We start from the raw sequence: 23,169 nt of genomic DNA, 5'->3' as shown, positions 1-23,169 counted from the left end.
GCCGCCTTCGTCCATAGCGCAGGGGGGTGATGGCGGTTACATTAAGGCGCCGTTGCTGTGTGGTTGAGGTGTGCATCACCCACACCTCGCGTCGATTCGGTGGGGCTTTTCCCCACCTGATGCCGAGGAGGAATGGCACTGTGGTCAGCGACCTCGGAGGCGGGGCGCGGTTGCGCTCGCTCGCGCGCCGACAGCGCGAACTGGCGTCGTTGTATACGACCGCCAAGTCGCTGACCGCGCTGGGCGAGCTCGACGAGGTGTTGCAGTCGATCGTCCATCACGCCCACGATCTGATCCGCACGGACTTCACGTATCTCTCGCTGGTCGACGCGGACTTCAAGCTGTCGGTCAGGGCGTCGGAGGGAACGATCTCCGCCCCTTTCCTCGCGGCGTGCATACCGGCCGACGTGGGGCTCGGTGGCAAGGTCCTGGCCTCCCGGAGCCCGCACTGGGTGCACGACTACGCCGCCACGACCGTCATCGACCACGATCCGGATTTCGACCGCCTGGTCACCGCCGAAGGACTCGTCGCACTTCTCGGCGTGCCACTGGTCATCCGCGGTGAAGCGGTGGGCGCCCTGTTCGCCGCGGACCGTTCCGAACGAGCCTTCCAGAGCGACGAGATCGCGCTGCTGCGCGCATTCGCCGACCACGCAGCGGTCGCCCTCGACAACGCCCGCCTCTACGAGGCGAGCCGCACCGCCCTGCACGAACTGCGGATCGCGTACCGGAAGATCGAGGAACACATGGCCGTCGTGGAGCGAGCGCAAGCGATCCACGAGGCCCTGACCGGAGTTGTGCTGGAGGGCGGGACACCGGACGACGTCACGCAGCTCCTCGCGGATCAACTGGGCGGAAGCGTCACCCTCCTCGACAGGTCCGGCGCCGCTGTCGTTCGCCGGGACTCGGTGTCGAGCCCGTGCCGGACCCCGACCGACACCGGACTGACCGATGCCGTCGAGAACGCACACCGCTCGGGCCGATGCTCGACCTCGGTCGACGACCTCGGAGTCGCCCGCAGCGTCGCCTCGATCCGGGCAGGTGACAGCTGTCTCGGCGCACTGGCGTGGAGCCGGGAGGCAGCCGCCGGGAGCGGAGCCCCGAACGACACGGACGTGCGGACCCTCGAACGGGCCACACACATCCTGGGACTGCTCATCCTCAAGGAGCGGGCCGTCGCCGAGGCGGGTGAGCGATCGAGCGGAGAGCTCCTGACCGAGCTCATGGTCGGCAGCCCCGGGATCAGTGCCGCCCAGCGCGCCCGCACCCGGGCGCGCGGCATCGACGCCGATCGGCTGGACCTCGTCCTCGTGGCGGAGTCCCCCACGTTGTCGTCGACCGACGTCTCGCGCCACCTGCACGACATCGCCCGGGAGTGCCGCGGACTGGCCGGCGAACATCTGGGCAGGGCCACGATGATCGTCCCGAGCGCCGACGACGACCGCACCGTCGAGGAGGTCCACCGTCGGCTGCGTCGCACGCTGGGCGGTCCCGTCGCCGTCATCGGAGAACGGGTGGCCCATCGCGACTGGTCACGCGCCTTCTCCCTGGCCAGCCGCTGCGGCGCCGTCATGCGGGCGATCGGGCACAGCGACCTCGGCGCCACCACGGGCCGCTACGCCCTCTACGCCCTGATCTTCGACACCGAACGGGTCCGTGAGCTCGACCGTTTCATCGTCGACTCCATCGGCCCGCTCCTCGACTACGACGAGCGGCGTGGCACCGACCTCGTGGACACCCTCGGCGCCTACTACGTCCACCGCGCCAACGTGGCGGCGACCGCCAGGGCGTTGTACATACACGTCAACACGCTGCTCAAGCGACTGGACCGTGCCGACCTCGTGCTCGGCCTCGACTGGCGCCAGGAGAACGACCTGCAACTGCAGCTCGGCCTCCGGCTGCACCAGCTCAGGACGATCGCGACCACCCCGTCATGAGCCACCGCGAGGTGCGTGTCCGGCTTCTCGTGCGCTGTCCACGACCGGCGTTCGTGCTCGTGTCCGGGTACGACGAAGGCGGCAGCCCCGGGGTACGGGGTGCCGCCTTGTGTGTGCTGTGGGGCTCGGGCTGATCAGTACCAGCCGTTGGCCTGCCAGAAGTTCCAGGCGCCGGCCGGGCTGCCGTAGCGGGAGTTCATGTAGTCCAGGCCCCACTTGATCTGGGTCTTGGGGTTGGTCTTCCAGTCGGAGCCGGCGGAGGCCATCTTCGAACCGGGCAGGGCCTGGACCAGGCCGTACGCGCCGGACGAGGAGTTCGTGGCGCTGATGTTCCAGCCGCTCTCGTGATCGACGATCTTGCTGAAGGCGTTGAACTGCGAGGCGTCCGGGATCATCGCGTGGGCGATCGACTTCGCGGAGGAGGCGGCGGTGGGCGTGGCGGCCTGGGCGGGCGCCGCGACCAGGACCATACCGGCGGTGGCGGCGGCCACGGCGGTAGTGGCGAGGGCCTTCTTCGGGGAGGAGACGATGCGGCGGATGACGGAGACGGACACGGAGAACCTGTTTCTTCGGGGACATGGAGTCGCTCGTGCGCCGTGACCACGTGGTGTGTGGAAGGAGCGGCGTACGTCGGCGCCGCGGCCCGTGAGGGCTCGTGGCGCCTGGCGACTGCTCCAGACAAACAGGATCGGAGCCCGTCCGCAATGACCCCATTTACTAGTGGTGGTCGCATCCGGGGAGAAAGTCCGTCATGTGATGCGGCTCTCAAACCCCAGGTCAGAGGTGGTGAGTGCGCCCGGATATGCCCCCTTCGCCGCTACTGGCCTTCTTAGTAGGTGACGGGGGTCATGTGGGGCGCTTCACCGATCGGACCGTGCTCCGCGTGGCCCCGGTCACGGGGCGGGAGCGTCGCATGTGACGGAGCGTGCCTCAGGTCGTACGCACCGAGTTCCGCAGGGCGCTCTTCGACAGCTTGCCGGTACCCGTCCTGGGCAGTGCGGTCATGAAGATGAATTCGTCGGGCAGCCACCACTTGGCGACCATCGGCGTGATGTGCCGCAGGAGCCCTTCGGCCGTGGTGACGCTGTCGTCGCACAGGACGACGTACGCGACGGGGCGCTCCGCCCACCGCGGATCCGGGCGGGCGATCACGGCGACTTCGACGACGTCGGGGTGTGAGGCGATGACGGCCTCCAGCTCGATCGAGGAGATCCACTCACCCCCGGACTTGATCAGGTCCTTGATCCGGTCCACGAGCCGCAGATAGCCGTCGGCGTCGACGGTGGCCAGGTCGCCGGTGCGCAGCCAGCCGTCGTCGGTGAAGCTGTCCTTCCCGTCCGCACGGAAGTAGCCACCCGCCACCCAGGGGCCCGCCACCTGCAGCTCACCGACGGCGTTGCCGTCGCGCGGCAGCTCCCGGCCCGTCTCGACATCGACGATCCGCAGGTTCACCAGCGGCATGGGCTGGCCCTGGGCGGCCCGCACGGCCACCTGCTGCTCCGTGGTCGCTGTCCGGTGCCGGGTGCGCGTGCCGCCGACGGCTCCGACGGGGCTGACCTCCGTCATCCCCCAGGAATGGGTGATGGGTACGCCGATCGCGGCGCGGTAGGACTCGGACAACGCCGGGGAAACGGCCGAGCCGCCACCGAGCAGTAGCCGCGTGGCGCTCAGATCGTGAGCCCGCAACTCGGGTGCCAGGCTCTTCCACACCGTGGGGACGGCACCGGCGACCGTCACCCGCTCGGTCTCCATCAACTGCAGCAGATGGGCCGGATCGTTCGAGTTGCCGGGGAGAACCAAGGAGGCGCCCGCCATCATCGCGCCGTAGGGAAGACCCCAGGCGTTGGCGTGGAACAGGGGAACGATCGGCATGACGACGTCGCTCTCGCTGAGGCCGATGAGGCCGGCCGCGAGCGTCCCCAGGCAGTGCAGAACCGTCGACCGGTGGCTGTAGAGCACGCCCTTGGGCGGTCCGGTCGTCCCGGAGGTGTAGCACAGTCCCGAGGCCAGGTTCTCATCCGCGGGTGCGAACGTGTCCTCGAACGAGCCCGTGAACGGATCGGCCCTGGAGATCACCTCGTCGTGGTCCAGAAGGCGGGGGTCCGCCGGGATCGCCGCGTCGCTGCCGTCGGGCATCACCACCCAGTGCCGCACGCGTGGCATCCGGTCGGCGCTCGGCCAGATCCGAGGGAGCAGCCCGCGATCGACGAACACCACGTCGTCCTCGGCGTGGTTGACGATGTATTCGAGGTGCTCCGAGGAGAGCCGGACGTTGATCGTGTGCAGCACCCGCTTGGTGGCCGGCACCGCTAGAGAGAGTTCGAGGTGGCGTCGGTTGTTGCCGGCGAACGTCGCGACACGGGCGCCGGTCGGGACGCCGAGGGAGTCCAGGGCTGTGGCCAGGCGCCTGGTGTGGTCGGCCACTTCGGCATAGGTGAGCCGCCCGGCACCGGCAGTCGTGACGTGCTTGTGCGCATGAAGTCTCTCGGCGCGCTCCAGGATGTGTGCGATGGTGAGCGGCCGTGGCTGCATCAGCCCGTCCAGGACGTCGACGGCCCCGGCCGTCACCGGCTCCGGGAGCTCGTCGGGGCGGGCAGAATCTGGCCGGTCGACCCCAGCGGCTCCGGTGACGATCGCGACGCGGGACTGATCAGACATGGGTCTTCCCTTTCGGTCAGCGGGTCCGCACCGGGGAACAGGTTCATGTGTCTTCTCGACCCGGCCTCGGGTACGTGCCGCACGTCACCCTAGGTGCGACTCCGGAGCGAGAAGAGGTGAGAACCTTCCACTCATCGGCCCCCTTCGGCGGCGGTTCTCTCCACTCCGCACCGGTCCCGGGAGACCTGAAGGGAAGTCAGACCATCGGCGCCGTCGGCGGAATGCGTGTCCGTCGCCCCGCCGGGTCCGGAGCACCCTTCCTGCCTGGCGGGCGCGAGCACGCCACCCGCGGCGTCGCATCCGGTGCCGAGCAGGGCTGTTGCCCGCTCCGACAGGAATGGTGTTCCGGTACTTCTCGGACAGACTCGGCGATCCGTGGAACGTCGTTAGCCCGCGCTGCAGTTCAGGACCGGTACACCTGCGCCGCCAGGTGCCGCGCCGAAGCCGAAGCCGGCCGAAGCGCCAGGCGCGATGGCGCCGTTGTGGTCGGCGTTGCGCGCGGTCACCGTCTTGCCGGTCTGGCTGTAGGAGGCGTTCCACATGCTGCTGACGGTCTGACTGCCCGGCCAGTCCCACGTGACCTGCCACGACTTGGTGGTCGCGGAACCGGTGTTGGTGACCGTGATGTCGGCGTTGAAGCCGCTGCCCCAGTCGCTGCTCACCTTGTAGGTGGCCGTGCACCCGGTGGAACCGCCCCCGGAACCTGCCGTCGTCGCGCTGACCGACGCGGAGGCGGCAGAGGTGTTGCCGGCCGTGTCGCGGGCCCGCACGGTGTAGTCGTAGCGGGTGCCCGCGGTGAGACCGGTGTCGGTGAACGTCGTGCCGGTGACCTGCCCGGTCTTGGCCGTACCGCGGTAGACGTCGTAACCGGCGACCCCGCTGTCGTCGGTGGAGGCGCTCCACGACAGCGAGACACTGGAGGAGGTCGTGCCGGTCACCGCCAGCCCGGTCGGTGTCGAGGGTGCCGTGGTGTCACCTCCTCCCCCACCCCCGCCTCCGGAGAAACCCGGTGCCTTGATGGTGGCGAGGTAGCCGTCCTTGACCGTGTCCACGGTCTGCCAGTCGTCCTTGAGGATGCCACCGGTGTCACCGGAGTTCGGATTCCACGACCAGAAGGTCCAGTTGAAGCTGTCACCCCCGTATGTCGCCGTGGGGCGCAGGTAGTCGACGAGGGCCGCGAGCCACTTCTGGTCGACCGTCGACTGCAACGTGGTGCCGAATTCACCGAGCCACACCGGAGCGATGTTCTGTTTGAAGATGTAGCCCCAGTTCTTGTCCCAGATGGCCGGCATGTTGGACGGGAACGAAGGATCGCTGAACCACGGTTGCTGCGCGACACTGGTGGCATAGTCGTGAGCCGAGTAGACGACCCGGTTGGCGACACTCAGACGCACCGGGGCGGTGGCGACCCCGGCGAGGTTGCCTCCCCACCAGTCGCTCTGGCCGTTCACCGTCTGCACGCCTTCCACGAAGATCAGCAGGCTGGGGTTGACGGACAGGACCGCGTTCCCGCCCCGCTCGGCCGCGAGCCGCCAGTCGATGCTCGTGTCGCCGCATCCCCAACAGGCCGGGTCGTGCGGCTCGTTGTGCAGATCGATACCGATCACCGCGGTGTTGCCGTTGTAGCGCGCCACCAGCGCCTTCAGGTCGGAGATCCAGGTCGTCTCCGGGACCGCCGACGTGTACCAGAGCGCCGACTGGGCCGAGCTGTCGGGGCGATGACGGTCGAGTACGACCTTGAGACCGATCGATCCCGCATAGTCGACGATCTTGTCCATCACGTGCAACGAGTCGAGGCCCTGCAGATCGGCGTTCAGGCCGTTGGCGTACGTGATGCCGTTGGGCTGGGTGCCCTTGAAGATGTCGTCGCTGTAGGGCAGGCGGATGGTGTTGTAGCCCAGGGTCTTCATCTGGTCGATCATCGACTTGTAGTCGCGTGACCAGAGCCCGTGCGTGACGTAGTTGGCGGTCTCGAATCCGAACCAGTTGATCCCGGCCATGCGTACGGGCTGGTTCTGCGCGTCCAGGATCTGGCGGCCGGCGGTGTGCCAGTACCCGGCGCCCGAGGCCGCTGCCGCGACCGACGGGGACCCGGTGACGGCGGCCGCCTGCACGGGCGCTGCCACGGTGAACTGCACCAGAGTGGCGACGGCCGCGGTGAGGAGCGCGACCAGGGCACGCCTCAGGCGCCGTGCGGGTGGGTGACGCATGGGGAGGTCCTTTCAGTGGTGGGAGCGCTCCCATTTTTGGGCGCACGGCTCCCATCGACCAGGCGGACGGGCATCCGGCAGGACGGCTCCCACGGGCCGCCGGGAGGTCCCGCTCCCGAGGGCCCGGCTCATCGAGGCCGGACTGCGCACATGGAAGCTACTATGCGTGTCCACGTCAATACCCCGCGCAGCACCAGGATCCGTTCGAGGTGTTCCCGGCCATGGCGGGTGCACCGTTTCGGCCATACCACTCGCGATCGAGGCGTCGAGGCGCGTCCCGCGACTTCCGAATGACCTTCGAATGCCGCTCGTGCCACGAGGGCTCCTGACGCGAGCGGACGCGGCCCGACATGGCACGAACCCGCGCACGCCGGTGGCGACCTGCGCCAAGGCCGGATGACATGACGGTCCGTCAGAAATGCATTATCTGCACGGGTGTTGACATACAGGGTTCCGCGTCGCACCTTTGGGAGCGCTCCCACGTTCTTCACAGGTCCCTGTCCCCCCACCGCCCCCACCGCCGCTCTCCGTGCTCTCCGTGCTCTCCGTGCTCTCCGTGCTCTCCGTGCTCTCCGTGCTCTCCACGATCGGGCACCGCCGGTGCGCTACGACCCCATCGCCGGGCTCACGCCCGGACGGGTCGTCGCGTAGTGATGCCCGGCAGTCCATCCGCTCAGCCCCCGCACGACATCGCGATCGCACCTTCGCCATGCCCGCATGCACCGCCCGTCCCATGGCTTCCCGACCGGCACGCCCGGCAAGTTCCGCATGTCCGGCGCGTCCGGGACGCGGGACGACGTCCGCACGCCGGTGAACCGCCGGGCCGACCGCAATTGCCCACTGCACCCAGGAGATAACCGATGCCTTCCCGTGAACCCGGCCCCTCCTCGCGTCGAACCGGCGCGAAGCGGACCGCCGTTCTGACCGTCGGCGCCCTCATCGGAGCCCTGTCCCTCGCAACCGTTCCGTCGACCGCGACAGCCGCCGCCAAACTCGACAACCCCTACGTCGGCGCCAAGGCTTACGTGAACCCCGACTGGTCGGCCAAGGCCGCGGCCGAGCCCGGTGGTTCGGCCATCTCGGACCAGCCGACCTTCGTCTGGCTCGACCGCATCGCCGCGATCCAGGGCACCTCCGACGCGCGTGGTCTGAAGGCACACCTCGACGCGGCCAAGGCCCAGGGTGCGAACCTCGTCCAGCTCGTCATCTACGACCTTCCGGGCCGGGACTGCGCGGCACTCGCCTCCAACGGCGAACTGGGCCCGGACGACCTGGCCAAGTACGAGAGCGACTACATCGACCCGATTGCCGCGATCCTCGCCGACCCGGCGTACGCGAGCCTGCGGATCGTCAACCTCGTCGAGCCCGACTCGCTTCCCAACCTCGTCACCAACGCCGGAGGCACCGCCGGCTCCACCACGCAGTGCGCCACGATGAAGGCGAACGGCAACTACGAACAGGGCGTGGGATACGCCCTGCACAAGCTCGGCAGTCTGGCCAACACCTACAACTACATCGACGCGGGCCACCACGGCTGGCTCGGCTGGGACAGCAACCTCACCCCGTCGGCCCAGGAGTTCAAGAAGGCCGCGACCAGCAACGGCGCCACGGTCAACGACGTGACCGGCTTCATCGTCAACACCGCCAACTACTCGGCCACCAAGGAGCCGTACGTCAAGGTGACGGACACCGTGAATGGCCAGACGGTGCGCCAGTCCAAATGGATCGACTGGAACCAGTACGACGACGAGACGTCGTACGCGCAGGGGCTGCGTACCGCCCTTGTCGGGCAGGGCTTCGACGCCGGCATCGGCATGCTCATCGACACCTCGCGCAACGGCTGGGGCGGTTCCGCACGGCCGACCGGTCCCGGACCGACCACGAGCGTCGACGCGTACGTGGACGGTGGCCGCATCGACCGGCGCATCCACGCAGGCAACTGGTGCAACCAGAGCGGCGCCGGTCTCGGTGAGCGCCCGGCCACCGCGCCCGACACCGGCATCGACGCCTACGTGTGGGCCAAACCCCCGGGCGAGTCGGACGGAGCGAGTCAGCTCGTCGACAACGACGAGGGCAAGGGTTTCGACCGGATGTGTGATCCCACGTACACGGGTAACGCCCGGAACGGCAACAACCCCACCGGCGCTCTGGCCAATTCACCTCTCGCCGGCCACTGGTTCTCCGCCCAGTTCCGCCAGTTGCTCGCCAACGCCAACCCGCCGTTGAGCGGATCGGGCGGCGGTGGAGGCGGCAGCGACACACAGGCACCCACCGTTCCCAGCGGCCTCACGGTCTCTTCCACGGCGAGTGACAGCGTCGCCCTGACCTGGAACGCGTCCACCGACGACACCGCGGTCACCGGGTACGACGTCTACCGCGACGGCACCAAGGTCGCCGGCGCCACCTCGACGTCGTACACGGACAAGGGGCTCTCCGCCTCCACGACCTACAAGTACACCGTCAGCGCCAAGGACGCGGCCGGCAACGCCTCGGCGCCGTCCACGGCCGTGTCCGCCACCACCAAGGCATCCGGCGGAGGCGGCACGTCCGGTCTGAAGGCGCAGTACAAGAACAACGACTCTTCGACCGGTGACAACCAGGTCAAGCCCGGCCTCCAACTGGTCAACAGCGGTTCCGCCGCCGTGGACCTGACCAAGGTGACCATCCGCTACTGGTTCACCGGGGAGTCCTCCTCCGCCGGATACCAGACCTTCTGCGACTGGGCACAGCTCGGCTGCTCGACGGTGAAGACCTCGACGAGCTCCCTCCCCCAGGCCCGCCCAGGCGCGGACCACTACCTGGAGGTGGGCTTCAGCGCGGGTTCCCTGGCTCCCGGAGCCTCCAGCGGTGACCTCCAGTTGCGCATGGCCAAGTCGGACTGGTCGAACTTCGACGAGTCCGACGACTACAGCCGCGGCACCAACACCTCGTACGCCGATTCGGTGAAGGTGACCGTGTACGTGGCGGGCTCCCTCGTCTGGGGCACCGAGCCGTAGAGCGGGCGAACGATCGTGGGACCGGGGCGGGTACGCTCCGGTCCCCCGCCCTGTCGACGTCGACGTGGGTGCGGCAGCCGCTGCTCCCACGTCATCGCTGTGAGCCGGAGCGGTACGAATCGTCGCGGGCAGCGCACTTCAAGAGCATCCATGCCACCGGCCCCCTCGCGCTCCGTTGATTCAAGCGCGTGGGCCACGGATGCCCGGGGCGCCGGGGTCGAGTGGTGGCGCGGCTACCGCGGGTGCACGGCGTAGGTCAGGTGCGTCACCCGCGACGACGGCTCCGAACGGACCGGCTCCAGCGCGACCCTGGACGCGTCCACGCCGTCGAACAGGCGGGTACCGGCGCCGAAGAGCACCGGTGACAGCGTGATCGAGAACTCGTCGACCAGCCCGGCGTTCAGGTACTCCAGGATCGTCGCGCCGCCGCCGGCGATGCGGACGTCCCGGTCGCCGGCGGCCTTGCGGGCCTGGTCGAGGGCGTGCTCGATGCCGTCGTCCACGAAGTGGAACGTGGTGCCGCCGGACCGCTCCCACGGGTCACGCCTGGTGTGCGTCACGACGAAGACCGGGGTGTGGAAGGGCGCCTCCTCCGGCCATGACTGCTCGCCGAGGTCGAACATCCGCTTGCCCATGACGCTCGCGCCGGTGCGCTCGAACGTCTCCCGCGCGACGTCGTTGTCGCGGCCCTCCTCGCCGCCCTCGCCCAGCTTCAGGTTCTCCCGGAAGAACCGCAGCGGGAACACCCACTGCTGGAGCTCCGTCCACTGCGCCATCCAGCGCCGGACGTCCGGGTCGTCCTGCCTGCCGGGCGCGAAGAGCTCGCCGTCGACGGGCTCGGGCGCGATGAAGCCGTCCAGCGACATCGACACGCTGAAGAACACCTTCCCGGCCATCAGCCCTCCGCCCCCTTCCGCGCGAGGTCGGTGACGTAGTCCGCCAGGCTGCTCAGGGTCTGCCGGCCGCCCTCGATCGCGTGGTACTTCTCGACCGCCTCGTCGCGCAGTTCCTTGGTGGGGAACACCGTGTGCATCACGATCCGGGTCGCCGCGCCGTCCGGCGCGAAGGTCAGGACCGACGCGAAGGCGTTCGGGTCGTCGCGGCGCTCACCGTGCAGCAGCTCGATCCGCTCCGGCGGAACGATCCGCAGCCAGCGAATCCACTCGGAGTAGTCGGTCCCGTCCGGCCCGTGCAGCACGAAGTCCCATTCCCCGCCCTCGCGGAACTCGAAGGACCGCGTGGTGGTGGTGAACCCCTCCGGACCCCACCACCGCGACAGATGCCGGACCTCGGTGAACGCCTCGAACACCAGCTCCCGCGGGGCGTCGACGACCCGGGAGATCACGATCTCCCTGTCGGCCGCCGCCGGTTCCGCCCGCGTTTCCTGCCTTGCCCCTGCCATCGGTCATTCCTCCTGCCGTGACTGCTTGAGGTCCTGCACGTAGGTGTCCAGCCGGTCGAAGGTCTCGTTCCAGAACTGCTCGAATCCGCCGACCCACTCGTGGACCGGCCGCAGTCCGCGGGCGTCCAGGGCGTAGAGGCGCTGCTTGCCCGCCCCGCGGACCCGCACCAGCCCCACCTCGCGGAGCACCCGCAGGTGCTTGGACGCCCCCGGCTGGCTCATCCCCAGCTCCTGGGCCAGCTCGGTCACCGGCCGCTCACCCGTCCGCAGCAGCGCCAGGATGTCCCGGCGCTGCGGCTCGGCTATCGCGTTGAACGCGTCCGACGTCGTCGCTGCTCGTGCCATGGCAGCCATCATATTCCTATATCGGAATACATCAAGCCGTAGTTCAGCCGCGGCGCGATCCGCCAGGTGGTTCGGCGACGAGCACGGTGCCGGGTCTCGGCAGCGCGGGCACGCGTCGGCGCCGTGGGCGAGTCCCTGGGCGCGAGCCGCCGGAGCGGAACTCGCGTGGACAAGGCGCCGAGCGCGTGACCCCCTCGACCGCGTCGTGCGGTCGAGGGGCCTTCCCGGCCTGTCTGGTGCCCGGGCGGACGGATCAGCGCAGTCCGGCGAAGAGGTCGTTCTCGGGTACGGGCGCGCCGGTGGTGTCCTGGACCCGTACGAAGGTCTCCATGCCCATCAACTCGCCGAACCTCTCCTTGCCCATCTTGAGGAAGAAGATGTTCTCGCCCTGACTGGCGTGCGCGGCCAACGCGTCGAACTTCTGACCGCTGAACGCGGTGGCGTCCACCCACGTGGTGATCTCATCGTCGGGGAGACCGATCTCGGCCAGCGCTGCGGCCTCGGCAGGATCCGGCTCCGGCATGTCCTCGTGGAACTCGCGCATGATCTCGCCGAACCGCTGCATCATCGAGCGGGGCATCGTGGTCCAGTACACCTTCGGCGCCAGCCCGGTCATCTCCAGCGCCGCCATCGTGATGCGGTGGGCCTGGATGTGGTCGGGATGGCCGTAGAAGCCGTTCTCGTCGTAGGTGACGACCACATCAGGTCGGTAGTGCCGCATGAGTTCGGCGAGTCGGGCCGCGCCTTCCCGCACAGGGGTCCCCCAGAAGGATCCGGGGGCGTCGTTGCTCGGCCAGCCCGCCATCCCGGAGTCGGCGTAGTCCAGCATCTCCAGATCGCTGATCTTCAGGACCTCACAACTCGCCTCGAGTTCCTGGCGGCGCATCAAGGCGACCGCCGCCGGATCGTGCCCGGGATCGCCCGGCTTGACGCCCCCCGGTCCGTCACCGCAACCGCCGTCCGTACAGGTAACGAGAACCGTGCGAATGCCCTCCGCCGCGTACTGCGCGAGGACCCCTCCGGTTCCGGTGGCCTCGTCGTCGGGGTGGGCGTGTACTGCCATAAGCGTCAAGGGCCGGTCAGTCATGGAACAAATCCTCCTGCAGAAGAACGTCTTGGTCCGAGCGCGCGGCGGGCGTACCGCGATCCCGGGGTCCGGATCCTGGTGGGGCGGACGACCTCGTGGTCTCCGTGTTCCCCGCCCGTGTGGCGCCGGTCCCCCGGTCGATGCAACCGTGCCGGCCGGGTCGGCTGTTCCCGGCGCGGCCACTCGACCTTCCAGGGCCTGCTTCAAATGTTCGACTGACACTGCGCGGACGGTCGGGCTGCGAGGATGCCGTCATGGAGCAGACGCTGAGTCGGCGGGAAGCCTCGGACGCGGTCAGCGACGTGGGATGGCGCTTCCTGCTCGGCACGATACGAACGTCGGTCCCGGTCGGATCACTGGCCGAGGGAGTCGAGATGGCGGCGAGCGCGGTGGCGGCGTGCGGTGACTCCGCCGATCAGCACCTGCGCGTCGATGTCCGCCCTGGGCGGGTGGTACTCACGCTTCAGTCGCTGGAGCATGCCGCGGTGACCACTCGCGATATTGCTCTCGCGCATCGGATCTCCGGTGTTGTGCACGAGGCCGGGTCGCGTACGGAGCCTGAGATCAGTGCGGAAGCACCACGGTCGGTCCAACTCCTGGAGATCGCGATCGACTCACTCGATGCTGCGGCGATCCGGCCGTTCTGGAAGGCAGTGCTGGGTTACGCCGACGAGGCGGGAGCCGACGGTCCTACGGATCCGCTCATCGACCCGGTCGGACAGGGCCCGGCGATCTGGTTCCAGAAGATGGACCAGGCGCGCTCGGAACGCAATCGCATCCACCTCGACATCTGCGTCCCCCACGACGAGGCACCCCGGCGGATCGGTGCCGCGCTGGCCGCCGGCGGCCGACTGGTGTCCGCCGTCCGAGCACCAGCGTTCTGGGTACTGGCTGACATCGAGGGCAACGAGGCCTGCGTGACCACCTGGCAGGGGCGTGACGGATAGACCGTGCTTTGAACGTCCTGGTCACAACCATTCGTTGATGGCTGTGACCGTCACGGTGGCCTCGTAGCGGACGGCAGGTTTCTCGTATCGAGTCGCGACGGCCCGGCGCCTCTTGAGGCGATCGATCCCGCACTCCACTGCCTGGCGTTCGCGGTGGTCGGCCTTGTCGAACTTGAGCGGTCGGCCGCCCCGGATGCCGCGTTTCCTGCTGTTACGGTCTGATCGGCCTTCTCGGGGATGGTGCAGCGTATGCCGCGTCCGCGCAGACGGGCGCGGTTGGCCCGGGACCCGTGAGCCTTGTCCGCACGGTTTCCCACTCAACGTCCCTGAGTGGTAGGTCCCGCCAGGGCGCACCCGTCCGGGGCCGCCACCGTACGAACTGCCGCCGGATTCGGCATCATGCGTGCGGTGGCCCGCGATCACCGCGTCCTGGTGTTCGACCTGGGGCGGCTGTCGTGTCTGGGTGTTACCTGGACGTTGTGGAAGCGGGGACGGTCCGAGTGGATCATCAAGCAGCGTTCACAGACCCTTGCCGCCACGGACCCCGTGGGTGATATCAGCGGCTGTGCCCGGATTGCCGGTCAGGGACACAGGTGGGCCAGGAGTTCTGCATTGGCCGGGTACTCCTGTTCCTGGGGGAGCAGTCGGGCAGCTGAGTCCAGTTCACCGTCCCTGACGAGTGCGTGGATCTCGTTGGCGAGCGGGGTCACGTCGCTGATGGCCACGATCCACTCGTCCGCGTAACGCGACGATGCCTCACCCGAGAGCCCCAGTTGCAGCGAGCGGTGCGGCAGGGGACGCAGGTGCAGATCGCGTTCGGGATCCCACTGAACACGGGCCGGTGCGCGCTTGAGGTCACGCTGCCAGGTGCCGCGATCGGGATGCAGTCCGCGAACATAACTCGACAGGCAGGCACGGCGCAGCGCCCAGTCGAAGCCGTCGCGAGTGATCTCGACGGCGAGGACGGTCTCCTGACCCTCCTTCGTGCCCCAGCCGGAGCGGTACATCATCCACATGAAACTGGGTTTGATCCACGTCATGCGGCCAGGCTTCCACGCGTCGGGGAAACGGCCGTCTCGGACGGCGGGCAGTCCGATCTCAGGGCGGTACGCCTGGTAGACGGTGATCGTGGACGCCGTGTGGAGCGCGCGGATCCCGCGGAGTGGTTCTTCCATGGCGTACAGCGTGGGCTCGGCCGACTCCGTTGACCACCGATTTTCGACCGTTGCGCAACGCGACGGAGCACGCCGGCCGCGGGCGGCAGGCAGTCGCCCGTGCGGGCCAAGTCGTAGAAGCTGTTCTGATGGCTTACCGGCTCCAGTTCGCTGATGGCCCTGATCTGAATCGTCGGGTCGGCGTCGAGGAGGCGAGGCAGCGTGGCCGGAAGAAATCCGCCGTTTCCTCTCGCGGTGCCGAGTGAGGCCCAAGCCGTGGGGTGCCGACCCACGAAAGGTCTGTGAGCGCGGCTTGACATGGATCAAGCCGAGCTTTCTGTGGATGACGTATCGCTGCGGCTGGGGCACGAAGGAGGGCCAGGAGACCGTTCTGGCCGTCGAGATCAGCCGTGCCGACTTCGAGTGGGCGTTGCGGAACGCGTGCCTGTCGCACTACTTGCGCTCGCCGCACGAGAACCAAGCCACCACGAAGAGGGAGTTGTGGCGGGCGCCCGCGCACATGCAGTGGGACCCCGAGCGGGACCTGTGTCTGCGGCCCTTGCCGTACCGCTCGCTCCAGCTCGGCCTCGCCGGTACCCGCTGACCTTGGACCAACTTGGGCGTTTGACGGCCTGAGGGCTCTGCTGGAGGCTCATGCGACAGGAATCCCCTTGGCCCCGGTCCCGGCCGCCGCCAGAGCCGCAGGTCTGCTCCCATCGACTTTGCGTCGGGCCCCGCCGTGGCCGAGTGCGCTCAGGTCAGATGCTGCCCGAGGCGAGGTACGCGCGGGCCCTGGCCAATCGAGCCGTGGAAGCACGGAAGGCGATCCCCGACTCGGCCGATCCGAGGACGACCTCGAAGACCCCCTCACGGGCGGTCATACCGATGTTTCCGGCGGCAGCGGCATCCCAGCCAGTGACCCGGAGCTTTTCCACTCCTTCAAAGACGAGGTGGAACTCGAAGGCGTTGAACCCCTGCTCGTGCCACTCCGCGGGGATGTTCACCGGCAGGATCCGCGTGTCGAACCCCAAGGTCACCGAGGTCCCGCGTTCGTCGATGTGCACGTAGAAGGGATCGCATGAGCCGGCCGGAGGCGGGGTGCCGTCGTACAGGCCCCCCAAGTATTCGGGGGATGCGAGGAGATGCGACCAGTCAGCGCTCATAGAACGTCCTGTCCTCGGTACCAGGAAGAGAGCTGTGCCGTCGGGCGTCGAGCTTGCTCTTGAACAGATGGACGCCGTCATCGGATCCGCTCTCCGTGATCCTGAACGCGCTCACGTGGGCGACGCGCACGGAATCGCTGCAGGTGAAGTTCAGCGACAGTCCTCCGCCCCCGGCAGTCACGCGCATACGTCGTTCTGTCCCCAACGGACGCGTCTCGATAGTACCGAAGACCGGTGGTGCCCAATCGATGAGGGAAATTCTCTCCACCGCCGTGAACTGGAATTGGCACTGCACCGTGTCCAGGCCCGCGTCGATCCATTCCTGAGGGGCCATTTCGGGAAAGGATGGCAGGTCGACCCGTAGTGTCACCGCTGGACCCCGCCGGTTCAGGTTGACCGATCGGATCCGAATGCCGATCAGGTCCGGGACGCGGCCATAAAGTGACCGCAGCGGCTCCGGCTCAACCAGAAATCTCTCAACGGTCATAGTAATAGTGCTCCTCGCAGCCCGGGACCTGCCCGTTGCGCGTGTCCTCGAACGGCCTCACATGGACATGCGAGGGCTGGTAGCCGGGTTCTCCTGGTTTCTGATGGCCGAACCAGTGGTCCTGGAAAACTATAAGGTCCTCCCCGTTCGGATGCTCATAGACCTCCTCCGTGTAGTAGACGGGCTGGTGGTCCTCGCCCATCAACTGCTTGGCGCCCTGCCATTCCGGCGTCGTGGCTGGGACGAAGTTGTCGACTTCGACGGGTACGGCGCCTTCGGGAATTCCGGCGTCCCGCAACGCGCGGGCCTTCTGTTCGTCGAATGTGCGCCCGACAGATAGGCTGGGCGGTGGAGTTCTGGCAGGACGACTGGGAACGGCACGTCAGAGCCAGCAACCGCTTCTCTCCGGCGGCGTTCGACGCCGGAGAGAAGGCCAGAGCCGCGGTGCTCGCCGAAGCCGGGGAGCGCCGGGCTATCCGGGCCCGCAACGGCGCCCAGGTCACCCGTCTACGGACCGCACCGGCTCGATCCCAGGCGGGATGACGGCAACCGGGCTGATCATGGACGACTGGCCGACATCACGCATTCAAGCTCAGTAGACGTGCCCCTTGTCACGCTTGATCTTGACGGTTTGGCTGCCCTGACGCTTCACCACCGGGAGCCGCCGCTTGTTACTCTCTCCGATCATGCGAGCCCTCTTCCCAGGATCCTTCGACCCGGTCACTCAAGGGCACCAGGACGTACTCCGGCGCGCCGCCCTCCTCTTCGACGAGGTCGTCGTCTGCGTGATGTTCAATTCGAACAAGACCGGCCGCTTCCCCATCGCCGAACGGCTGGACCGGCTCCGCGCTGCGGCGACCGACCTGAGCAACGTCACGGTCGACTCCCACACCGGCGGCCTGCTGGTCGACTACTGCCGCCGAGGCGGAATCGACGTCGTCATCCGCGGAGTCCGCAACGCTCACGACCTGGACTACGAAATGCCGATGGCCCGCATGAACCACGAACTGGCCGGAGTCGAAACGTTCTTCATCGCTGCGGACCCCGCTCTGGCCCACATCTCCTCCACCCTCGTCACCGCGACGGGTCAACAGGACCGTGTCCCCGAGTCATGAGTTGAGCGAGCCCCTTCCAGCAGCAGCGGCAGCAACGAGGGCTCCCTGGGCGCGTCTTGTGCGGTGAGACGGACCAGCCCCAAGGTCGATGTGGTCACGCGCGGTGCACGGTCTCTTGCGGACCTCCGCGGCTCATCATGTTCAGGGGGATCGGCCGGCCACGTCGGCCGGACCGGCGTCGCGTCTCGTCGATCTCGTCCGCCGCGTAGGCGAAAGAAGACCTGGAGCGCGTTGATGAGTGGCATGGGCCGGTCGAGGCACCCAAGGCGGAGGGCCTTGATGTTCCAGGAGTGCATGGGTTCGCTGTGCGTGCAGTTCCAATGCTGCAACAGCCGGGACCGTACGGGCGAACACGTCGATCGAAGTCAGGATCTGTGGACGGGAGCCGCGCCGACCCAGCGGTGGTAGGCGTCCACGTCGACGTTGCTGCCGCACACGATGGTGACGACGTGTCGGCCGGCGAAGCGGTCACGGTCTTCGAGGATCGCCGCGACACCGAGCGCGGCCGACGGTTCGACGACGAGACCGGCGTGGTCGAGGAGCATCCTCATACCGACGATGATCGACGTCTCCTGGACCAGGACGGCGTCGTCGGCGACCAGGAGGAGGTCGTCCAGGACGGCCCGGATGGGACGCCGGCCGGCGACGCCGTCGGCGATGGTGTCGGTCGAATCGGTGGTGATGACGCGTCGACTGTGCCACGAGTGTGTCATCGCGGGTGCGCCCAGCGGCTGGACGCAGATCACCTCGACTTCGGGTGCCAAGGCCTTCACCACATATCCCACGCCGGTGGCCAGCGCCCCGCCGCCGAGAGCGATCAGGACGGTGTCGAACGTCGGCTCGGCTCCCACCAGTTCCAGGCCGATGGTCGCCGCGCCCTCGCAGGTCTCGATGTCCAGGCTGTCTTCGACCAGCCGGATGCCGTCGTGCCGTGCGATGGCCGCCGCCCGCTCGCGGGCCAGCTCGTGGTCACCGTCGACCAGCTCCAGTCCGGCACCCAATGCGCGGATTCGATCAAGCTTGGCCCGAGTCGCAAGGCGGGACGCCACGACCGTGACGTCGAGCCCCCGACCGCGACCGGACCACGCGAGGGCCTGGCCGAGGTTGCCCGCGCTCGCGCACACCGCGGCTCGCGAGGCGTTGTCGGCGAGCAGACTCGCGACCACCTCGGTGCCGCGGCCCTTGAAGCTGCGGACCGGGTTCGCGGTTTCGAGCTTGATGCTCACCGTGCACCCGAGGCCGGGCTCCAGCGCCTCGCAGCGGTACAACGGAGTGTCGAGAAAGACCGATTCGATCATCCGGCGAGCCGCCCGGATCCGGGCAATGTCGAGACGCGTCTCCTGCACGACACAGCAGCGTAGCTCCACCGGAGCCGGGTTCCATGGGCAACTGTCAGGATTCGCAGGCCGGTTGAGGTGCGACACACTGCGGCCGGTTCCTCGGGACGTTCGACGAGGTGACCGTTCTCGACGCGCGGTGTCAGTGATCCTGGACGGTCTCACGATACGTGCGGTGGGGTTCGTGCGACCGATCAACTTCGCGAGCCGAGTGCATGGGATGATCTTCGCCGAGATGAGCGGGCAGAGGGGGCGGAGATGAAGTACATCGTGCACGAGGACCCGGTCGGTCGGGCCGAGAGCAACTACATCGCCCAGGCCGATCTGGCGCCCTTCGGCCTCGACGGGCAGATCGAGCAACTGTGTCTCCTGCCCGAAGAGGGCGGCACGTACGCGGTGGCCTGCATCCCCTTCATGACCTACGGCCTCGCTCTCGGAGACCGGGTCCGTCTGTCACCGGCGGCTCGCGTGGTCGAAGTTGCCCGGGCGAGCGGACACCGCGTCCTGCGCACACTGCTCATGCCGAGCACGGACGCCGAACGACTTGGCCGCAGCATCAGCCTCATCAAGGACTCGATCAAGGAATCCGGGCTGCTCAGCGAATGGCACGGGGAGCGCTTCGTCGCCATCGACGTCCCTCCCAACACTGGCATGAGCCCGTTGTTCGCCCTGCTGCAACGGGAAGTCGACGAGGCCGGCGCCTTCTGGGAATGGGCCGACGCCAGACCGTTCTCGACCACGCGGAGCTGACCACACTGCGGCGGGTCCCGACACAAGCCACCGCCCGCCTCCTGAACGCTGCCACCAACGACACCGCCACCGCTTTGAAGGACGATCTCGCGCAGCGAGACTCGCGGAGGGAGCCCTGGCCTGTGGCGTCAACCCAAGATCTGGGTGAGCTCACTTCGGGTCGCTGTGTGGACGAGCCGCCCGCGTGCCCCGTTCACGATGGGCATGTACGGCGGGACGTGTCCGCACTCCACGTCGGCGATGATCGGCACGTTCAACGAGCTGAGCGCGTCCAGTACCGCCTCATGCTGGGACAGCGAAGGGGCGCCCGGAGCCGAGGTACGTCCCACAACCACCGCATTTGCCTCGTCGAAGAAGCCGGCCAGCCGCATCCCGTGCAGGTTCCTGCAGATGGTGAAGGCGTCGTCGCCGGCTGCCTCCACGTACACCAGCAGCCCGTTCGCGGCCTCGGCCCGCGCGAAGGCGGCCACGTCGCCATAGACCGTCCCGGCCAGGTTGCACAGCGTCTCGATGCACCCTCCGATCAGTCGCCCCTCGACCTCGACGTCGCCGTTTCCGTCCAACCTGGTCCATGAACCGGGGGCGTCGAGCGTGTAATCGCGCACTTCGGGCACAGCGACGAAGTCGTCCCGGCCCACGGACCTGTGGTGGCCGGGCGGGGTCTGCGTGAACTGGTGCCCCTGCGGCGCCGCGACGATGTCGAGCCAGGACAGCAGTCCTTCGGGCACCCGGTAGGGGGTGTCCATGAGGTTGTTGCCGTGGATGGTCGCCGTCCCGGTGAGGAGGGTGAGCGGGGTGATGATGGTCGCCAGGTCGGAGAACCCGACGAGCCAGGTCGGCTCGGCGGCGCGCAGCCGGTCCCAGTCGAGCAGCGGCAACAGGTCGATCGCGGTCTCCCCGCCCCACGGAGGCACCACGGCCCTGATGCCGGGATCCGTCAGCATCGACATCAACTCGCCGGCGCGCTCGGCTGCAGGAGCACTGACGTGTCCCGAACCGTCCATGCACTGGCCAAGAACGACCTCAAATCCCCGCGCCTGCACGTCACGGATGGCCACTTGGAGCCGCTCAAGGTGCTTCTCGGCGACTCCGCTCGACGGAGAGGTGATGCCGACACGGTCACCGGGGCGCAGGGGGCGCGGGTATCGAATTGTCATGTGCCGAATTTTGGCACGGTGCCGCATCGGGATCGTCGACTTGGCGTGTCCTGCCTCGGCAGGCCCTGCGTGTGCCCGGAATTGTGGCCTCCATCATGGCAAATATGATCTTGTCCTGATGAGATCGCGGGATGCTCGGTTTCCTCCTCCGTCTCCTGCCGTTCTGGGTCCGCGAGCCCCTGCTCATCGCGGTCGGCTCCGTTCTCGGCGTACGGCTCATGTATCTCTCCGTCCGCGATCACGATCGGGTCGCGGCCGGTATCGGCGTGGTGTTCCTCGTGTTCACCGCGATACGCGTCCACTCGGTGATCCGGGCCCTGCGCGCCCGCCGGAACCCTGGTCCGGCACCCTCCGCAGGCAGGGAGGCAGCAGTCGACGCTGCCTTCCAGACCCAGACCCAGACCCCGACCCCGACCCCGACCCCGCCCCCGGCCCAGACCCAGGCCGGAGCCGGACCGCGTACCGGCCGGGGCGCTCCGGAGAAGGAGCACAACGCATGGGGCCAGGCCGTCGCGGCGGTGGCCGTGTTCGGGACACTCGGGGCCATGCTGTGGCTGGGCCCACGCTTCGCGCCGTCCGACGACAACACCCCGCAGCCCGCCTCCTGTTCGAGCGAGGCACACGAGAAGCTTCCGAAGGTCTACAAGGACACGCCGCGGCCCGTGACCGGTCAGGAGCTGTGCAAGGCGCTCAACCGACCGGACCTGGCCAAGCTCCTCGGGACGCCTGGAGAGACCGCGACCACTGCTTCAGGCACCAACAACACCGCTCCTCTGACCGCTGGGAAGGTCGCCCGGCCGGAGGCCGAGGTCGCGTTCGACACGTACACCGTGAACGTCTCGGCCACTTACAACGAGCTGACGACGGACCAGTACGTGAAGCTGATGAAGTTCGGGGACGAGCAGGACATCAAGACGCTCAAGTTTCTCGGTCGGCCCGCGGTCCTCTACTCGGATCACACGATGAAGATCGAGCTCAATCTCGGGAGTGGCGGATCCGGCGGACCGGTCGAGCAAGGCCCCTTGGCCAGGACGCTGTCCGTAGCCCTGGATCGTCATGACCGGGGCGGCTCATGCGACATCACCGTGTGGAGCGAATCCGGAGCCCTCCCGAGCGACAGCGTTCTCCTCGACGTCGCCCGGAAGGTTCTCTCGCGAATCCCCGAACGACCTGTCCGATGAGATGCCGGAGGCCCCTCGGCTCGGCGGCCGGCACTCGGCGAACGCGCCCACCTTCCCCGAAGCGCCGATGCAGGCTTTCGGATCGTTCGGATCGTTCGGATCGTTCGGATCGTTCGGATCGTTCGGATCGTTCGGATCGTTCGGATCGTTCGGATCGTTCGGATCGTTCGGATCGTTCGGTCAGGATGGCATCCTGGCCTGCATGGCCGAACCGATCGATCTCTCGCTCGCAGATGCCGAACTGACCGCCTTCATCAAGGCTGTTCGACAGGACCCCGGACCTCCCGCCCGTGCCATGGGCGCGGCGGAGTTGCGGCGTGCGCAGCGACTGCGCGCCGAAGCCCGGCCACCGGGCCCCGAGATCGCCCACGTAGTGGATCTGACGGTCGGCTCGACTGGCGTGGGGGCCCGCCTCTATCGGCCCTCGGCGGCATACGGACCGCTGGTTGTGTTCCTTCATGGAGGGATGTGGACGATCGGCGACCTGGAGTCGCACGATCGGGCATGCCGCCGCTTGGCACTCACCACCGATACGGCCGTGCTGAGCGTCGACTTCCGCCGGGCTCCGGAGTACCCGTGGCCGGCTGCTGTCGATGACTGCGTGGATGCCGTCCGGTGGGCAGCCGCCGGCGGAGTTCCCGGCGCCGAGACCGCAGGTCCGACCGTCGTCATGGGGGACAGTTCCGGCGGCAACCTCGCCGCGCTCGCCTGCCTGCGCCTGCGCGATGAAGGCGGGCCGCTGCCTGCCGCCCAGATCCTGGTGTACCCCAACACCGATCTCGCGCTCTCCTGCCCCAGCACGCGGTCGAAGGCCACGGGCTGGGGCCTGACGACCGACGACGTCGCGTGGGGAGCAGGGCAATGGGTCCCGGACCCGTCCCGGCACGCCGACCCCGAGGTCAGCCCCTTGTACGCCGCTGACCTGAGCGGGCTGCCGCCCACGGTCGTCGTCACTGCGGAGCACGATCCGCTTCGGGACGAGGGCGATGCCTATGCCGCCCGGCTGGCCTCCGCGAACGTGCCGGTCAGACACCGCTGCGAGGCCGGGATGGTCCACGGCTTCCTCACCCTCGACACCCTCTCTCCCGCCGCCGCGGCGGCGGGAGAGAGGGTCTTCGCGGACGTCACCGACATGCTCGACCAGGTCCGCTGACGCCTCGTCAAACACGAGTAACCTCCTTCCGCGGGACGGGGATCGAGGTCACGGGGTGTCCGGCAGGCCTCCCGGGACGTCTCCAGTCTC

21 protein-coding genes and 1 pseudogene are annotated in these 23,169 nt (G+C 68.2%); 9 read left to right on the top strand and 13 right to left on the bottom strand.

Translation table 11 applies throughout. The features are described from left to right. Positions 1-140: 140 nt before the first annotated feature. Positions 141-1,937: a helix-turn-helix domain-containing protein gene (locus OHT01_RS39115; protein ID WP_328557861.1), complete on the top strand. Its 1,797-nt coding sequence runs from the start codon at positions 141-143 to the stop codon at positions 1,935-1,937. 134 nt (positions 1,938-2,071) lie between these two features. Here the strand turns inward: OHT01_RS39115 and OHT01_RS39110 are convergent, their stop codons facing one another. The 3 genes from OHT01_RS39110 to OHT01_RS39100 all read right to left on the bottom strand — a co-directional run bounded on the left by OHT01_RS39110 (position 2,072) and on the right by OHT01_RS39100 (position 6,805). Continuing rightward, positions 2,072-2,491 carry a transglycosylase SLT domain-containing protein gene (locus tag OHT01_RS39110; RefSeq protein ID WP_328555801.1) on the bottom strand — a complete coding sequence of 140 codons (420 nt, stop codon included), beginning with the start codon at positions 2,489-2,491 and terminating at the stop codon, positions 2,072-2,074. Between the two features lie 376 nt (positions 2,492-2,867). Further along, positions 2,868-4,595 (bottom strand): long-chain fatty acid--CoA ligase, encoded by a 1,728-nt coding sequence (locus tag OHT01_RS39105; protein WP_328557860.1) that lies wholly within the window; start codon positions 4,593-4,595, stop codon positions 2,868-2,870. Between the two features lie 386 nt (positions 4,596-4,981). Further along, the gene (locus tag OHT01_RS39100; protein ID WP_328557859.1) at positions 4,982-6,805 is read right to left on the bottom strand and encodes a cellulase family glycosylhydrolase; all 1,824 of its coding nucleotides are present in this window, start codon (positions 6,803-6,805) and stop codon (positions 4,982-4,984) included. A gap of 860 nt (positions 6,806-7,665) precedes the next feature. Here OHT01_RS39100 and OHT01_RS39095 point away from each other — a divergent pair. Continuing rightward, a complete protein-coding gene (locus OHT01_RS39095; RefSeq protein ID WP_328557858.1) occupies positions 7,666-9,801 on the top strand; it encodes a glycoside hydrolase family 6 protein in 2,136 nt (711 codons plus the stop codon). Between the two features lie 233 nt (positions 9,802-10,034). Here OHT01_RS39095 and OHT01_RS39090 read toward each other — a convergent pair whose 3' ends face one another. The 4 genes from OHT01_RS39090 to OHT01_RS39075 all read right to left on the bottom strand — a co-directional run bounded on the left by OHT01_RS39090 (position 10,035) and on the right by OHT01_RS39075 (position 12,635). Next, positions 10,035-10,697, bottom strand: coding sequence for a dihydrofolate reductase family protein (locus OHT01_RS39090; RefSeq protein WP_328557857.1), 663 nt, complete (start codon positions 10,695-10,697; stop codon positions 10,035-10,037). Further along, positions 10,697-11,203 carry an SRPBCC family protein gene (locus OHT01_RS39085; protein WP_328557856.1) on the bottom strand — a complete coding sequence of 169 codons (507 nt, stop codon included), beginning with the start codon at positions 11,201-11,203 and terminating at the stop codon, positions 10,697-10,699. Before OHT01_RS39085 ends, OHT01_RS39090 begins: the two co-directional genes overlap by 1 nt. Positions 11,204-11,206: 3 nt before the next feature. Further along, a complete protein-coding gene (locus OHT01_RS39080) occupies positions 11,207-11,548 on the bottom strand; it encodes an ArsR/SmtB family transcription factor (RefSeq protein ID WP_328557855.1) in 342 nt (113 codons plus the stop codon). Between the two features lie 253 nt (positions 11,549-11,801). Continuing rightward, positions 11,802-12,635, bottom strand: a complete 834-nt coding sequence (locus OHT01_RS39075; protein WP_328557854.1) for a PIG-L family deacetylase — start codon at positions 12,633-12,635, stop codon at positions 11,802-11,804. 254 nt (positions 12,636-12,889) lie between these two features. Between OHT01_RS39075 and OHT01_RS39070 the strand changes: the two genes are divergently transcribed. After that, positions 12,890-13,582 (top strand): VOC family protein, encoded by a 693-nt coding sequence (locus OHT01_RS39070; protein WP_328557853.1) that lies wholly within the window; start codon positions 12,890-12,892, stop codon positions 13,580-13,582. Positions 13,583-14,163: 581 nt separating this feature from the next. Here OHT01_RS39070 and OHT01_RS39065 read toward each other — a convergent pair. Next, entirely contained in the window at positions 14,164-14,757 is a 594-nt protein-coding gene (locus tag OHT01_RS39065; protein WP_328557852.1) for a DUF4291 domain-containing protein, read from the bottom strand. Between the two features lie 241 nt (positions 14,758-14,998). Here OHT01_RS39065 and OHT01_RS39060 point away from each other — a divergent pair. Then, positions 14,999-15,331 (top strand): annotated as a pseudogene (locus OHT01_RS39060) (DUF4291 family protein); the annotation flags it as partial. A gap of 163 nt (positions 15,332-15,494) precedes the next feature. Here the strand turns inward: OHT01_RS39060 and OHT01_RS39055 are convergent. The 3 genes from OHT01_RS39055 to OHT01_RS39045 are packed head-to-tail and all read right to left on the bottom strand — an operon-like array spanning position 15,495 to position 16,684. After that, complete coding sequence (locus tag OHT01_RS39055) at positions 15,495-15,899, bottom strand: Imm50 family immunity protein (protein WP_328557851.1); 405 nt, start codon at positions 15,897-15,899, stop codon at positions 15,495-15,497. Beyond that, the gene (locus OHT01_RS39050; RefSeq protein ID WP_328557850.1) at positions 15,889-16,386 is read right to left on the bottom strand and encodes an Imm50 family immunity protein; all 498 of its coding nucleotides are present in this window, start codon (positions 16,384-16,386) and stop codon (positions 15,889-15,891) included. Before OHT01_RS39050 ends, OHT01_RS39055 begins: the two co-directional genes overlap by 11 nt. Continuing rightward, positions 16,376-16,684, bottom strand: a complete 309-nt coding sequence (locus tag OHT01_RS39045; RefSeq protein ID WP_328557849.1) for an HNH/endonuclease VII fold putative polymorphic toxin — start codon at positions 16,682-16,684, stop codon at positions 16,376-16,378. Before OHT01_RS39045 ends, OHT01_RS39050 begins: the two co-directional genes overlap by 11 nt. A gap of 23 nt (positions 16,685-16,707) precedes the next feature. Between OHT01_RS39045 and OHT01_RS39040 the strand changes: the two genes are divergently transcribed. Both OHT01_RS39040 and coaD read left to right on the top strand, forming a co-directional pair. Then, a complete protein-coding gene (locus OHT01_RS39040; protein WP_328557848.1) occupies positions 16,708-16,929 on the top strand; it encodes a hypothetical protein in 222 nt (73 codons plus the stop codon). Positions 16,930-17,072: 143 nt separating this feature from the next. Beyond that, the gene (gene coaD / locus OHT01_RS39035) at positions 17,073-17,501 is read left to right on the top strand and encodes a pantetheine-phosphate adenylyltransferase (protein WP_328557847.1); all 429 of its coding nucleotides are present in this window, start codon (positions 17,073-17,075) and stop codon (positions 17,499-17,501) included. A 365-nt stretch (positions 17,502-17,866) separates the two neighbouring features. Here the strand turns inward: coaD and OHT01_RS39030 are convergent, their stop codons facing one another. Then, positions 17,867-18,847 (bottom strand): threonine ammonia-lyase, encoded by a 981-nt coding sequence (locus tag OHT01_RS39030; protein WP_328557846.1) that lies wholly within the window; start codon positions 18,845-18,847, stop codon positions 17,867-17,869. A 249-nt stretch (positions 18,848-19,096) separates the two neighbouring features. Here OHT01_RS39030 and OHT01_RS39025 point away from each other — a divergent pair, with 249 nt between their 5' ends. After that, positions 19,097-19,588: a DUF4265 domain-containing protein gene (locus OHT01_RS39025; protein ID WP_328557845.1), complete on the top strand. Its 492-nt coding sequence runs from the start codon at positions 19,097-19,099 to the stop codon at positions 19,586-19,588. A gap of 128 nt (positions 19,589-19,716) precedes the next feature. Here the strand turns inward: OHT01_RS39025 and OHT01_RS39020 are convergent, their stop codons facing one another. Then, the gene (locus OHT01_RS39020) at positions 19,717-20,745 is read right to left on the bottom strand and encodes a S66 family peptidase (RefSeq protein ID WP_328557844.1); all 1,029 of its coding nucleotides are present in this window, start codon (positions 20,743-20,745) and stop codon (positions 19,717-19,719) included. Positions 20,746-20,876: 131 nt separating this feature from the next. Between OHT01_RS39020 and OHT01_RS39015 the strand changes: the two genes are divergently transcribed. Both OHT01_RS39015 and OHT01_RS39010 read left to right on the top strand, forming a co-directional pair. Continuing rightward, positions 20,877-21,926 carry a DUF6215 domain-containing protein gene (locus OHT01_RS39015; RefSeq protein ID WP_328557843.1) on the top strand — a complete coding sequence of 350 codons (1,050 nt, stop codon included), beginning with the start codon at positions 20,877-20,879 and terminating at the stop codon, positions 21,924-21,926. Between the two features lies 1 nt (position 21,927). Further along, positions 21,928-23,079: an alpha/beta hydrolase gene (locus OHT01_RS39010; RefSeq protein ID WP_328558418.1), complete on the top strand. Its 1,152-nt coding sequence runs from the start codon at positions 21,928-21,930 to the stop codon at positions 23,077-23,079. Positions 23,080-23,169: the final 90 nt, after the last annotated feature.

It is taken from the genome of Streptomyces sp. NBC_00358 (assembly GCF_036099295.1).
GTDB lineage: Bacteria > Actinomycetota > Actinomycetes > Streptomycetales > Streptomycetaceae > Streptomyces.
The sequence above is the reverse complement of the archived record's forward strand: the minus strand, read 5'-3'. Positions and strand labels throughout refer to the sequence as shown.